Source organism: Bacillus tianshenii, from assembly GCA_020524525.2.
In the GTDB taxonomy this organism is placed as follows: domain Bacteria; phylum Bacillota; class Bacilli; order Bacillales; family Bacillaceae_N; genus Bacillus_AV.
The window spans coordinates 3,126,808-3,141,195 of the sequence record CP129018.1 but is presented as its reverse complement, the minus strand read 5'-3'; the positions used below and the strand labels follow the sequence as shown (position 1 = coordinate 3,141,195).

General features: G+C 43.4%; 15 protein-coding genes and 1 pseudogene. All 16 read left to right on the top strand.

What is annotated here, in order from left to right:
* Positions 1 to 196 precede the first annotated feature (196 nt).
* The 16 genes and pseudogenes from LC040_15740 (at position 197) to LC040_15665 (ending at position 14,272) form a co-directional block, all read left to right on the top strand.
* A complete protein-coding gene (locus LC040_15740) occupies positions 197 to 553 on the top strand; it encodes a hypothetical protein (GenBank protein WLR50698.1) in 357 nt (118 codons plus the stop codon).
* The gene (locus LC040_15735; protein ID WLR50697.1) at positions 546 to 938 is read left to right on the top strand and encodes a YwmB family TATA-box binding protein; all 393 of its coding nucleotides are present in this window, start codon (positions 546 to 548) and stop codon (positions 936 to 938) included. Before LC040_15740 ends, LC040_15735 begins: the two co-directional genes overlap by 8 nt.
* 161 nt (positions 939 to 1,099) lie before the next feature.
* On the top strand, positions 1,100 to 2,419 hold the full coding sequence (gene murA / locus LC040_15730; GenBank protein ID WLR50696.1) for a UDP-N-acetylglucosamine 1-carboxyvinyltransferase: 1,320 nt from the start codon (positions 1,100 to 1,102) through the stop codon (positions 2,417 to 2,419).
* Between the two features lie 107 nt (positions 2,420 to 2,526).
* Positions 2,527 to 3,552, top strand: coding sequence for a stage II sporulation protein D (spoIID, locus tag LC040_15725; protein ID WLR50695.1), 1,026 nt, complete (start codon positions 2,527 to 2,529; stop codon positions 3,550 to 3,552).
* A gap of 111 nt (positions 3,553 to 3,663) precedes the next feature.
* Entirely contained in the window at positions 3,664 to 4,485 is an 822-nt protein-coding gene (locus LC040_15720) for a M23 family metallopeptidase (protein WLR50694.1), read from the top strand.
* Positions 4,486 to 4,753: 268 nt separating this feature from the next.
* On the top strand, positions 4,754 to 5,059 hold the full coding sequence (locus tag LC040_15715) for a hypothetical protein (GenBank protein ID WLR50693.1): 306 nt from the start codon (positions 4,754 to 4,756) through the stop codon (positions 5,057 to 5,059).
* 427 nt (positions 5,060 to 5,486) lie between these two features.
* A complete protein-coding gene (locus LC040_15710; GenBank protein WLR50692.1) occupies positions 5,487 to 5,669 on the top strand; it encodes a hypothetical protein in 183 nt (60 codons plus the stop codon).
* Between the two features lie 85 nt (positions 5,670 to 5,754).
* The gene (locus LC040_15705; GenBank protein ID WLR50691.1) at positions 5,755 to 6,057 is read left to right on the top strand and encodes a DUF4212 domain-containing protein; all 303 of its coding nucleotides are present in this window, start codon (positions 5,755 to 5,757) and stop codon (positions 6,055 to 6,057) included.
* Positions 6,058 to 6,139: 82 nt separating this feature from the next.
* Positions 6,140 to 7,814: pseudogene (locus LC040_15700) on the top strand (sodium:solute symporter family protein).
* Complete coding sequence (locus LC040_15695; protein WLR50690.1) at positions 7,783 to 9,729, top strand: DUF294 nucleotidyltransferase-like domain-containing protein; 1,947 nt, start codon at positions 7,783 to 7,785, stop codon at positions 9,727 to 9,729. The pseudogene LC040_15700 and the gene LC040_15695 overlap by 32 nt, the downstream one beginning before the upstream one ends.
* A 33-nt stretch (positions 9,730 to 9,762) precedes the next feature.
* Complete coding sequence (locus LC040_15690; GenBank protein WLR50689.1) at positions 9,763 to 10,425, top strand: 3'-5' exonuclease; 663 nt, start codon at positions 9,763 to 9,765, stop codon at positions 10,423 to 10,425.
* 309 nt (positions 10,426 to 10,734) lie between these two features.
* Entirely contained in the window at positions 10,735 to 11,007 is a 273-nt protein-coding gene (gene spoIIID, locus LC040_15685) for a sporulation transcriptional regulator SpoIIID (protein WLR50688.1), read from the top strand.
* A 159-nt stretch (positions 11,008 to 11,166) separates the two neighbouring features.
* Complete coding sequence (locus LC040_15680) at positions 11,167 to 12,168, top strand: rod shape-determining protein (protein WLR50687.1); 1,002 nt, start codon at positions 11,167 to 11,169, stop codon at positions 12,166 to 12,168.
* An 81-nt stretch (positions 12,169 to 12,249) separates the two neighbouring features.
* Positions 12,250 to 13,083, top strand: a complete 834-nt coding sequence (locus LC040_15675; protein ID WLR50686.1) for a flagellar hook-basal body protein — start codon at positions 12,250 to 12,252, stop codon at positions 13,081 to 13,083.
* Between the two features lie 15 nt (positions 13,084 to 13,098).
* Positions 13,099 to 13,941: a flagellar hook-basal body protein gene (locus tag LC040_15670; GenBank protein ID WLR50685.1), complete on the top strand. Its 843-nt coding sequence runs from the start codon at positions 13,099 to 13,101 to the stop codon at positions 13,939 to 13,941.
* A 25-nt stretch (positions 13,942 to 13,966) separates the two neighbouring features.
* A complete protein-coding gene (locus LC040_15665) occupies positions 13,967 to 14,272 on the top strand; it encodes a DNA-directed RNA polymerase subunit beta (GenBank protein WLR50684.1) in 306 nt (101 codons plus the stop codon).
* The last annotated feature ends 116 nt before the right edge of the window (positions 14,273 to 14,388 follow it).

Sequence of the window (14,388 nt, the reverse complement as noted above, 5' to 3'; positions counted from 1 at the left end):
TTATTGGCATAATATGGCTTGGTAACTAGGAAATAAGTAGTGTTTATAGGGGGTATATGTTTGTAAGCCCTTATTTTAGGTAATTGGTTATCGAACATTCGCTTACTACTCCTTAACGTCGAAAGATGACGTTAACTTCCATGTATGGTGTTTTTTATAGCGGAAACACTGTACTTAGGGAGAGGGAGTGAAGAAGTTGAAATTATCTCATATTCTTTTGTTTGCAATTATAAGTATTTCAATACTTGTGATGGGAAAATACGGAGAAACAGTAGGGAAAGAACATGATTTGCACCAGCTGGTAGAAGCTTTGAAGGCGAATGATGTTGACGTAAAGGAATGGCAGATATATGCGAGAGAGCAACGAGGCGAAGTGCAGCAATTCGCAGAGTTCGAAAAAGAGTGGAAGTCAATTGCAAAGAGATTTCCCGAGTTTCAGTGGACAGTTGAACAGAATGCTGATGTATGGAAAGCAGTAGGGCTGTTACGAAGAAGTAACAACTTATCAGAGAGAATTCTCTTAACTGCACACCCCCCAGAAAGATATGCATAATACGTATCTTATATATGAAATGAGTGGCGAGAGCCTTGGAGAACAAGAATGGGGATTAATTACCCATGAAACGGATGAAATGTCGTCTAATTTATTCCAAAAAACTCCCTCATTTTATTCTTGTGTGAAAGGACAAGCGGGTGGTATGATGGAAGGTGTTTTGCATTCTTATGCAAAAAGGATACTCAATCATGTATCAGCTCGTCCAATTGAAAGGGTTGAAGAAAACGGATTTATTTCGATATCTGCTTATTCAAATGATTTATCGCAAATGATTTCAGTTGAAAATGAAAAAATGAATGTACAACTTGGATTACGTAAACAAGGATTGGGCGGTGTGATATCGGTCACGATAGGCACACCTATTATTACGCTTGAATATTAATATAGTGCATGTTGAAAGTTTGGCTTAAGAAGTCAAACAAGGGAAGGTTTAGTTAAATTCCCTGAATTTTCTGTTATATTCCGTTTATGACATGTTACCTAAGTGGTAAACAGTTTAAAACAGAGTAAATAAGTGATTCTATTGACGCGGAGGGGACTGTCTTGGAAAAAATCATTGTCCGCGGCGGCAGGCGTCTCTCAGGGGCCGTAAAGGTCGAAGGGGCTAAGAATGCCGTACTGCCTGTCATCGCAGCAACTTTATTAGCAAGTGAGGGAAAAAGCATCCTAAAAGATGCACCCCCATTAGCAGATGTCTACACAATTAATGAAGTATTACGCTATTTGAATGCGGATGTTTCCTTTCATAATAAAGAAGTGACCGTAGATGCCACTGGTGCATTGTCGACTGAAGCACCATTCGAATACGTGCGAAAAATGCGCGCTTCTGTCCTAGTGATGGGCTCATTGCTCGCTCGTGTTGGGCACGCCCGCATTGCTCTTCCAGGCGGCTGTAATATTGGATCTCGTCCGATTGACCAGCACTTGAAAGGATTCGAAGCAATGGGAGCAGTCGTAACAGTTGGGAATGGTTATATAGAAGCAACTGTACCTGATAAGTTGAAAGGTGCGAAAGTGTACCTCGACTTCCCAAGTGTTGGAGCAACGGAAAATATTATGATGGCTGCTACTTTGGCAGAAGGTCGTACAACTATTGAAAATGCGGCAAAAGAGCCTGAAATTGTTGACTTGGCGAACTTCTTGAATAAAATGGGTGCCAAAGTGCGTGGAGCCGGTACTGAAACGATTCGCATTGACGGAGTGAAGTCGTTAAAGGGTGCTGAACATAACATTATTCCTGACCGAATTGAAGCAGGAACATTTCTAATCGCAGCAGCCTTAACGAAAAGCGAATTATTCGTAGAAGGAGCAATTCCTGAACACCTTAGTTCACTAATCGCTAAGATGGAAGAAATGGGTGTGCGTTTTGCAGTAGAGAAGGATGGCATTCGTGTTCTTCCTACTGACGAACTTCAAGCGGTTGATATTAAAACAATGCCGCACCCAGGTTTTCCAACTGATATGCAGGCGCCAATGATGGCGTTGCTATTACAGGCGAACGGAACGAGTATGATTACGGAAACAGTGTTCGAGAATCGTTACATGCATGTTGAGGAATTCCGTCGCATGAATGGTAATATCAAAATCGAAGGCCGCTCAGCTATTATTAACGGACCTGTCTCACTACAAGGTGCCGAAGTTGCAGCAACTGACCTACGAGCAGCAGCAGCACTTATTATTTCAGGACTTATTGCAGATGGTTATACGCGTGTTGTTGAACTTCATCATTTAGACCGTGGCTATGTTGATTTCGTAGAGAAGTTAGCTGCACTTGGGGCTGACATCGAACGTATCAAAGAAGGTCCGGCAGAAATGCCAGCTAGTGAAGAAAGCGTAACAATCGAAGCAAAAGACCTAGCATAAGAAAGAAGAAGAAGTCATTCAAAGGCTTCTTCTTTTTTTGTTCTAAAAGGTTGTCCATCCCCATAGCAATATTAGTGCAAGCGATATTGAATTGGAGGAATGGATGAATGAGAGCATGGAAACCTTTACTTATCCTCGCCGCAATTTTCTTTGCAGTTGTATTGGTCTTACCAAGCTTGCTTGTTATACCTTTTAAATCAGAGGTTTCAGGGCCAGAACCTGTGCCTGAAGCAACACCAGCAGCTTCTCAGAAACAAACAACTACCTCAGCCCCCGCTGTGGAGGTTGCTGTCTATCGAAGTAATGCCCAACTCATCGAGAATGTACCTCTTGAAGAATATGTAGCAGGGGTGGTTGCTTCGGAAATGCCGGCGGAGTTTGAGCTAGAGGCATTGAAGGCCCAAGCCCTTACTGCACGAACGTATATTGTGAAGCAAATGATGAATGATGAGAAAATTGGTCTTCCAGAAGGAGCGCTTGTCACTGATACCGTCATGCACCAAGTGTATAAGAGTCCTGCCGAATTGAAGAAGATTTGGGGAGCGGATTATGAATGGAAGATGGAGCGGATACATGAAGCAATCGAAGCAACGAAAGGAAAAGTGATCACGTATAAGGGTCAACCGATTACGGCATCTTTCTTTTCGACAAGTAACGGATATACCGAGAATTCTGAGGATTATTGGCAGAATCCGTTTCCTTATCTACGCAGTGTAGAGAGTCCTTGGGACAAAACATCACCGAAATTCACAGCTACAAAAGTTTTTCCAGTAAAAGAATTTGAAAAGAAGCTTGGCGTGCAGCTCGGTTCAAATCAAGCGGTCGGAAATGTGATTGAACGAACAGAAGGAAAGCGAATTGCAAAGGTTTCTATTAATGGTGAAGTCTTTAGCGGTCGTGATGTGCGCACGAAGCTTGATTTGAACTCATCTGATTTTTCATTATCTCGAAGTGGTGACCGAATTGTTGTAACGACGCGCGGCTGGGGGCATGGAGTTGGCATGAGTCAGTACGGGGCGAATGGTATGGCTTCAGAAGGCAAAGAAGTGCAAGAGATCATCGCTCATTATTATCAAGGCACAAATATTTCTTCAATTGAACCGTTCGCCGCAAAGTACACAGCGAAAAAATAAGTAACGATGCATAAAGTCAAAAGATTTGTCGAAAAATAAACGAAAAAAAGTTTTTGCAAAATGTATATAACACCTCCGATCTGATCAGAATGATTCGTGAGGTGATAAAACATGAGAGATGAAGAAAAACAAAATCTTTCTCAAGGTTCAAAGGTTCAGTCTTATCTTCGAAAAAAATGGGTCTTTCCAGCAATCTACTTAGCAAGTGCAGCATTAATTCTGACAGGAGTGCTTTGGTTCCAAAACAGTAACGACCAAACATCTCCAGCTGAAGTAGAAGAGCCAAGTCAATCAGATGTGTCTTACAGCGACGAAGAAGCTGTACCTGTTAACATGGCAGAGGAATTCTTCCAAATGCCAGCAGAAAACGAAAACAGTGTGTTCATTCAAAAGCATTTCTACGACTATGACGCAACGACTGAAGAACAGCAAGCAGCACTCGTTTTCTATAATAATACTTACTACCAAAACACAGGAATCGATCTTGCAACAGAAAACGGGGAAGCATTTGAAGTAGTCGCATCAGCAAGTGGTACAGTCGTGAAAGCTGAAAAAGATTCATTGCTTGGCAATGTTGTTGAAATTGAACACGAAGATGGAATTGTAACAGTCTACCAAAGCCTTGAAAACGTTAAAGTTGAACAAGGTGCTGAAGTTGAACAAGGTCAAGTACTTGGTACAGCTGGCCGTAATGTCTACAATCAAGAAGCAGGTATTCACGCACACTTTGAAATTCGTTCAAATGATGTAGCGGTTAACCCTGTTGATTACTTGAATAAGCCGCTTTCACAATTAGTGGAAGATGCGAAACAGCAAGAACAGCAATCTGTAACAGAAGATGAGAAGCAAGAAGAACAACCTGTTATGGAAGAACCGACAGAGCAACCACAAGAGCAAGAAGAAGCAACTGACACAGACAACCAAGGTGCATAAAACAGAGCCGTAAGCGGGATTCCGCTTACGGTTTTTTAATGGAAAAGGGGCGGAGCTGCGCTAAGGTTGTTAATAGGTATCACTGAAACAGAGCCTTCCCTTTCATTGGGGCGTTGAACGGAAGCAAGAGCAGGCTTCGCTCACACCGCCTTCATTAGAATCATCAGAGTTAATATATGTAAAATGTCCTAGGTGGAAAGCCGCTTACGGAGTGAGGGGGTTCGGGATATCATAATATTAGATAAGTGGGAACGGAGGAGCGCCTTTGATGAAAAAAATAAAAATAACCCTGTTAATTATTTTGCTCCCAATGAGTGTAGGGATTTGGGGCTTTGTGCTTTATTATGGGTTCAGTCGGAAAGGCTCATCTTCTTCGTCTTCAGGTGGGGCTAGTTCAGAGCCATCGATTTCCTCTTCGTTAAATCTTTCACCCTCGGACACAACCAACTTGAATGGTGATGTGAATATGTATGAGACCTCTGTTTTATTCGTTTTAGCGCTGGTAGTCATAGCGGTTGTTGCTGTTGTGGCAACACTGATCGTAAAGGAACGGCGTGCCTCCAGGTATAAATAAATAAGCATTAACTAGGCAGCAATTATTGTTCTCAATAGCTGATTATTTTTTTGGATTTTAATCTCATTTGCAAAATTTTATAACAAAAGTGCAAAAAAATATATTGACGGTAGGTCATAACCTCATATATCATATGAAATACAATTAACAGAAAATTTCAACAAATGCTCTCCGTATTGGAGAGCTTTCCCGTTCACCTAATGTTAACGCTTACACAAATTTATCCACTTGGCCAATGTTTTTCGAATACTTCTTAGTAGCTCATCATATAAACAAAGTAAGCCAACCTCTCATCTGCAAAAAAAACATCATGAAATTATCCTGTTCTACATAAATGAAAACGTTATCATGAATACACATGATCATTATCTTTAGCACGTTAATAAAGTTATATAAAAACTTAAGATATACAGGGGGAAGAAAGTATATGTGGATTGTCATAATGTTTGGCGCAATCACAGTGTTCTCAGTTGTGTATGCATTGAAAAAACAAAAACAAATTTTCTTTGCACTACCGTTTGCTGCACTGTTTGCTTATATGGTTATCAAAGTTGCAATGGTGCCGATGCCGTTTTGGGAAACGGTACAGTTTATCTTTAGTCTAAAGTAGCTTTAAGGGGGTGATGGACAAAGGGAAGTGACGGCAGTTGTTGGATTGCTATGTGATGACTTTACATTCAAGGGGGAGAGATAAGTTGAGAAAGATTGACAAGCAAGTAGCAGATGCTTACTTTCGGGCAAGAACGACAAGCATCATCATTTACATTGGGATTGGGATGATTCTTTCATTCGGCGTTGTTATTGGAGCAAATATGTTCTCAGGTATGACGATTAACGGAATGCCATTCCATTACTTCATGGGAGCGCAAGGTGCAATTGTCGTCTTTATCATTCTATTATTTGTTAATGCAATCGTAAGTGATGCGATTGACCGCAAGTTTGGAATTGACGAATCGAAAAATAAAACAATAAGCAGTGGCAAAGTACTAGACCACTGATTCAAGAAAGTTTTAGACAGAAATAGATGCAGGGGGGAGAACTGCATTACAATTTTGGTCAACTTTTAAAGGGGGAGTATCATTGGACGCTCAATTTCTTGTATCAACCGGTCTTATAGTTGCTACTTTTGCACTGTATATTGGAATTGCTATTTATAACAAAGCGAAAGCAACATCTGATTTCTATGTTGCAGGTCGCGGTGTACCGCCAATCTATAACGGTATGGCAATCGGGGCAGACTGGATGAGTGCTGCGTCATTTATCGGTCTTGCAGGTACTGTTATGATTCTCGGTTATGATGGTTTAGCCTACTTGATGGGCTGGACAGGTGGTTACTTATTCCTCACATTCTTATTAGCGCCTCAACTACGTAAATTTGGACGCTATACGGTACCAGAGTTCATTGGTGACCGCTACAACAGTAATACGGCACGTTTGCTTGCTGCGGCTGCCACAATCATTATTAGTTTCACATATTCAATCGGGCAATTGTCTGGTTCAGGGGTTGTAATCGGACGTTTGCTAGAAGTAGATGCGAAGATTGGTACATTAATCGGGGTTGTGCTGATTGCAACGTACGCATCACTAGGTGGAATGAAAGGGATTACGTGGACACAGGTTGCACAGTATATCGTGTTAATCATTGCTTACCTTGTTCCAGTTATCTTCATGTCAATGCAATTAAAAGGAAATCCAATTCCATGGCTTTCTTATGGGGAAGTTGTGAATGAAATTGGTCAAATTGACAGGGGAACTCGGCCTCTCAGAATATTTTACACCATTTGAAAATGGGTCCAAGTGGCAGTTCATTGCGTTAATGTTCACGCTGATGGCTGGTACGGCAGGCCTTCCTCACGTTATTGTTCGTTTCACAGTTGCAACAATGAAAGCTGCTCGCTGGAGCGGTGCTTGGGCACTTCTTTTCATCGGTTTGCTATATCTTTCAGCACCAGCTTATGCGGCATTCTCACGCTTTATCTTGATGACGCAAGTTGCTGGAAGTGCAATTAGCTCATTACCAGCTTGGACACAGGCTTGGATTGATACAGGTAAGCTTGCATTAGCAGATGGAAATGGTGACGGCGTTCTTCAATGGACAGAGATTACAATTAGTAATGATATTGTCGTAATGGCAACACCAGAGATTGCAAACTTAGGAATCTTTGTAATTGGTCTTATGGCTGCAGGTGCGATGGCGGCTGCATTATCAACAGCAGGCGGTCTTATGATCGCGATTTCATCAGCATTAGCACATGATATCTACTATCGTACGATTAATCCGCAAGCGACAGATAAGAAACGTCTTCTTGTTGGTCGTTGGTCAATTGTTATTGCGACAGTTGTTGCAGGTCTTGTTGCACTTGACCCGCCTGGTGCGATTACGCAAATTGTTGCTTGGGCGTTTGCGCTTGCATCTGGTTCCTTCTTCCCGGCACTGCTTCTCGGTGTATGGTGGAAGAGAGCGAATGGACCTGGGGTTGTTGCAGGTATGATTTCAGGCTTGACTGTCACACTGGCTTATATCTTTGCTGCGAAATTCGGCGGCTTCACAATTTTGGGAATTATCGACACAGGCGCAGGAATTTTTGGTGCAACAGCAGGTATTTTGGCTAACGTTGTTGTATCTTTAATGACAAAAGCACCTTCTCAGAAAATTCAGGAAGAAGTTATTGACCTGCGTTACCCAGAACAAATGACTTATAAAGACGGTGAGGTATGGATGCATGAAGACCCAGAAGAAACAAAGATTGGATAAGGAAAGTGTATATCAATTTGTGAAAGGTCACCCCTTCTTTAAAGGGGTGGCCTTAAGCCAAGTTATGGAGCTTTTGGAGTTGTGTAGCATTCAAGAATATGCTCAGCATGAGGTGATTTTTCAAGTAAGCAAATCGCGTGACGGGTTAATTTTACTACTAGAGGGAACAGCGGAAATTTATTTGCATCATCATGAAGAAGATCAGATCGAAGTGTTGGAGGTTGTTCAGTCTGGTGAGCTGATTGGCTTTACGAGTATGGCTGATTTCTTAGGCGTTTCGGCGACATCACGTTATGAAGAATTGGTGGCGTCACGGACAGTTGAAGAAGCAACAGGGTTGTTCATTCCATTTGAAGTGATTGAAAGGCGCTGGGATGACAATGAGGTGAAAGAGTACCTTTTGCGGAGCTCAGTATCCCGCTTGAAGGACATTTACACATCATTAGCCGAGCAGGTTCAGTTAGCGCGACGGACTGGTGAGAGTGAACGGTTCATGATGCGCGTACAGGATTTGATGACATCGCCGCCGTTAACAATTGAAGCTGACAGCACGGTCCAGGAAGCGGCTTCACTAATGGTCAATCATAAGACAAGCTCGATCTTAGTGATGAGAGGTCAAGAACTTGTTGGGATTATTACAGAACAAGACCTTGTCAAACGACTAATTGTGAAGCAAAAGCCGCTCGGTGCAACTGTCACTGATATTATGACCTCGGACGTAAAGGTTGTTTCACCTTTTGCTTATTATTATGATGCACTTACGATGATGCTTCTTAGCGGCTTTAAGCATCTGCCTGTTGTAAATGAAGAAGATGAAGTCGTCGGGGTTGTCACGTTCGATGACTTAATGCGCAAGCGGAACGAAAGCATGGTGAAAACAATTCAGAAGGTTGAGCATGCGGCAGAGGAAAGCTTGCCAGAGGTGAAAACAGCGATCTACTCCGTCTTAGAGACGATGATCAATGATGAAGTGCCGATGACGCACGCTCTAGAAGTGATTACGAACTTGTATGACAGACTTGTTACGCGCTGCGTACAGCTGGCGGTGCAGTCATTAGAGGAAAGAGAAGGACTTACAGCGCCTGTTGCGTTTTGCTGGTATCAGATGGGAAGCTCAGGGCGCGGCGAACAGTTTATCTTAACAGACCAAGACCATTTTCTTGTCTATGAAGATGGAACAGAGGAGCAGGCAGCGGAAATTAAAGCTTACTTCGAGAAGCTTGGGGTTGAGATTGTCTCATTCCTTGAAGCGGCTGGCTATGCTCGATGTCTTGGAAAAATGATGGCAAGTGAAGAGATGTGGCGCGGTTCATTAACGCGCTGGAACAGCCGTCTGCGCCAATGGATTATGCAGACAACCAATGACAATATCCTGCTTGCACAGAACTTCTTCTCTTTCCGCAAGCTGTATGGTGATGACGATCTGCATGAGCAGTTTATTCGTCAGATTGAAGACCAGCTGGAGCGTTCGAAAATCTTCTTATACCGAATGGCCGAAGTGGAGAAGGAACACCCAGTGCCATCGCTCGAACATCCATTCCGTGCCTTATTTCGCATGGACCGCAAGAAGATCGATATGAAGAAGGAAATTCTGTTTCCTTTTCACCATAGCCTGCAAATTCTTTCGCTTGCCCACGGTATCGTTGAAGGAACACCGCTGCAGCGTATTTCAGGCTTGGTTGCCCGCGGGGTTATCTCAGAAAACTTTGCGGCTGATTTGAAAATTGCATTCAACGAAATTATGAAAATTTATGTCCGTCAGAAATATGAACAACATAAACGGGGCGAAAAAACATCGTCCGTTCTTCAATTTGCCCATATTACAACACGTGAGAAAGACGATCTCGATCTCACATTAAAGACATTCCGTGAGCTGCAAAGTCAGATGCTTGCAGACTTTGCACTGCGGGCTTAGCGAAGAATGTAGAACAAGGGAGGGGGAGAAAGCTTGTTCTGGCTTCGAAAATCATTAAATTGTCCATTAGATGAGTCCATTCCATTGAATAAGCCGTTAGAAGAATTGAATTTTACCGTCTATGATACAGAAACGACGGGGTTTCAAGTTGCCACCACTGACCGGATGATTGAAATCGGTGCGGTGAATATGAGAGGGTTCGACGTGCTGGATAAAGAAACATTCCAAATCTATGTCGACCCGAAGCGTGAAATTCCGCAGCAAATTGTTGAGTTAACAGGGATTTCACAAGATAAAGTAGATGGAGCGAGTGGGCCTCAGGAAGCGATCGAACGTTTCTTTGACTTCGTGCAAAGTAACGAAAGTATTGCTCTTGTCGGCCATTACGTTGAATTTGACATTATGGTGCTGAAGAATGAGCTCCGCAGGCAGAAGCTTGCCTTCAAGAAGCCGACAACCGTTGATACACTCGACTTAATTGGCTTCCTTGCACCTTCATGGGAAATGCGTGAGCTTGAACGCTATGCGATGGCGTTCGGCACGCGTATCTATGAGCGTCACAGCGCAATCGGTGATGCGTTAACAACCGCCCATTTATATAGTGAGCTGTTACGCCTGTTCCAGGATAGAGGCTGTAACACGTGGGGCGAATTATTGAAAGAAACAGACAGTCAAACACGTTCGCTGTCATTTTAACGAGAGAGACTTCAAACTGCTAGTGAGTTTGGAGTCTTTTTTTCGCGAAAACCCTTGTCCTCCTTGACTTTTTAGCATATTGGAACTCTTTGGTTAATAAACTGTTATAAACCTGACAAAGAGAGTGGTTGAGGTGAGCAGCGTGGGTAGACTTCGAAGAGTGTTTGTAGCATATTTTCCGCTTGAAAAACAGGGGTGTCAGATGGATGCTTTCGTTTTTCTTAGGTGAACGAGCTTCACTGGTTCTTCGAGCTTCACACAAGGTCTCATTTCACACTTCTCACATCCAATCCAGGGAGGGCGAGTGGTGTGCACGATTACATCAAAGAACGTACAATCAAGATTGGCAAGTATATCGTGGAGACGAGAAAAACAGTTCGCGTGATAGCCAAGGAGTTCGGTGTGTCGAAAAGTACCGTCCACAAAGATTTGACGGAGCGGCTACCTGCAATTAACCCCGATTTGGCAAATGAAGTAAAGGAGATCTTAGATTATCATAAATCAATCCGTCACTTACGAGGCGGTGAAGCAACAAAGATGAAGTACCAGCAAACAGCAAAGACTGAAACACTTGTAAAATAAAATCATGCTGATATCTCTCGATGACTTCAGACATCGTTACATTTTCACAAAACTTTTGCCAGAATCTCTCTGTTTCCATTGATTATGTGGTAAAATATATGATTAGTGAAATATGTTCGAACAATTGTTTCTGATATGGAATAGGGAGGAACGAAAGGAATGTTTGCGAGAGATATCGGCATCGATTTAGGTACAGCTAATGTGCTCATACATGTGAAAGGAAAAGGGATTGTTCTTGATGAACCATCCGTTGTAGCAATCGATCGAAATACAGGGAAGGCCCTTGCGGTTGGTGAAGAAGCCCGACGAATGGTAGGTCGAACTCCTGGAAATATCGTTGCACTTCGTCCGCTCAAAGATGGCGTAATTGCTGACTTTGAAGTGACGGAAGCGATGTTGAAGCATTTTATTGATAAGATTAATGTGAAAGGATTTCTTTCGAAGCCGCGTGTATTGATTTGCTGCCCGACTAATATTACATCGGTTGAGCAGAAGGCGATTCGTGAAGCGGCTGAGAAGAGCGGCAGTAAGCGTGTTTTCCTAGAAGAAGAACCGAAAGTTGCGGCAATCGGTGCTGGGATGGATATATTCGAACCGAGCGGAAATATGGTTGTCGACATCGGCGGTGGAACAACAGATGTTGCCGTTCTTTCGATGGGCGATATTGTCACCGCCTCTTCTATTAAAATGGCAGGGGACAAGTTCGATAATGAAATCCTTGCGTACATTAAGAAAGAATATAAATTGCTGATCGGTGAACGAACAGCTGAAGATATTAAGATTCAAGTTGCGACGGTATTTCCAGGAGCTCGCAACGAAGAGATTGATATTCGCGGACGTGACATGGTATCCGGCTTGCCGAGAACGATTACCGTCCGTTCCCAAGAGATTGAACATGCACTCCAAGAGCCTGTATCATTAATTGTACAAGCAGCAAAGAGTGTCTTAGAACGAACGCCGCCTGAATTATCGGCAGATATTATCGATAAAGGTGTCATTCTAACTGGAGGCGGAGCACTCCTGCATGGAATCGACCAATTACTGGCAGATGAATTGAAAGTACCTGTATTCGTTGCGGAAAATCCAATGAATTGTGTCGCAATGGGAACAGGAATGATGCTTGAAAATATCGATAAGTTGCCGAAGAATAGATTAGGATAGGGTCTGACCCCTCCACCCAACCTTTCGGCTACTCCATATATAGCAGAGGGGTCTGACCCTAAGCAAAGAGGAGGCTAAACCATGCTTCGTGGTTACTATACAGCAGCAGCAGGCATGATGGCGCAGCAGCGTCGTCAAGAAATGCTGACAAATAACTTATCAAATGCCAATACGCCAGGTTATAAGGCGGACCGGGCATCCTTGCGTGCGTTTCCAGAGATGTTAATGAGCGTGTATAATACAGAAGAAATGCCAAATAATCGTACGTTTAAGAATTCGAAATTATTAGGGCCGATTAATACGGGGGTATACTTGCAGGAAACGATTCCGAATATGACGCAAGGAGATTTGCGTCAAACAGGCCGGAATACGGATATTGCCCTCTTATCACAGAATGTACCGATTAATGAAGAAACAAATCTGCCGGGTGCTTTGTTCTTTGAAGTGCAGAATGCGAATGGAGAGCCGCGTTATACTCGTAATGGGGATTTCTCATTGGACGCGAATGGAAGCCTTGTGACAAACGAAGGGAACTATGTGCTGAGTGCAGATGGAAATCCGATTCAGCTGTTTGGTAATGACTTTACGGTAAGAGATGATGGAACGGTATTAGAAGGCGGAGTGGAAGTTGCGCAAATTAATGTTACCTTTGCGGATAATCCTGATGCGCTTATTAAGGAAGGAAACGGCTTATTTGCAGTTGACGGCGGTGGTGCGTTGAACAGTGCAATCGGAAATGCTGATATTGCTTATTCCTTAAAGCAAGGATTTGAAGAGCGTTCGAATGTTGATGTGCAGCAGACGATGACAGATATGATGACGGCTTACCGGACGTTTGAAGTGAACCAGCGTGTCCTTCGTGCATATGACCAGAGCATGGACAAGGCTGTGAATGAAGTAGGCCGTGTAAGATAGGAAGGGGTTTAAAGTATGAATCGTTCAATGATTAATGCGTCAGTGTCAATGGGACAGTTACAGCGTAAGATTGATACAATCGGACACAACTTGGCCAATTCGAATACGAACGGTTACAAACGCCGCGAAACGAACTTTCAAGATTTGCTCGTACAGCAGTTCGATAATCAACGACGTGAAGCAGAAGAGACAGGCCGCCGTACCCCAAATGGGATCCGTACAGGCGTCGGAGCCCGTTTGTCTGAAACAGAGCTTGTGCTTGAACAAGGCGGTATTAAGACAACGGATCGTGACCTGGACCTTGCGCTAGCAAAAGAAAATCATTTCTTTGAAATCTCGTCTGTCGATAATAACGGACAAGTGACAACACGCTATACGCGTGATGGAGCATTCTATGTCTCACCATCTGCAGGCAACCCGAATGTACTGGACTTAGTCACTGCAAATGGTGATCGTGTGCTCGGCACGAATGGCCCAATTCAGATCCCCGCTGGATTTGAAAAGATTAATATTGATGAAAGCGGGCAAATTATGATTGACATGCCAACAGGACCGCAGCAAAATGCCGGGCAAATTGCTGTAAGTGAAGTGATCCGCCCACAGCTGCTCGTTTCTGCAGGTGACAATCAGTTCGCCCTGCCAAATCTTCAAGAACTAGGGATTGCAGAGCAAGACGTTGTTGCGCCAGCTGACCCACAGCAAGTAGGCGTGAAGCAGCGTGCACTAGAGATGTCGAATGTTGATATGGGGCAAGAAATGACCGAATTGATGACGTCACAGCGTCAATATCAATTCAACGCCAAATCCATTTCGATCTCTGATCAAATGATGCAGCTTGTAAACGGGCTTCGCACATAACCTAAAGGAAAGGAGGGTACTTCTAATGTCAGCAGATGTTCAGCTTAAAACAGATGATCCGCCAAATCGCTTTAATAAGAGCCATCAAGAACACAAAGAGGAGCAATCAACTTCAGAAGAAAAGAAGTATCCTCGCAAACGCCGCGCTCGCCTCATTCCAATTTGGATGCGCTTAGTTATCGTGATTCTACTTATGCTACTAAGCCTTACAGCTGGCCTCATGGTCGGCTACGGAGTGATTGGTGACGGAGAACCACTCGATGCAATTAAGACGTCAACATGGACGAAACTCGTTGACTTGATTACAGAAGATGTCCCGCCAGTTGAGTAACTGGTGTGGAAGAGAATAGAAGTTAAGAGAGACAGGGGCCTTGTTTAGGGTGCCTGTTTTTTGGTTCTTTTTATTGGTTAGTTGGTTAGGGGTTAGTTGGGTGGGGTGTGGTATAA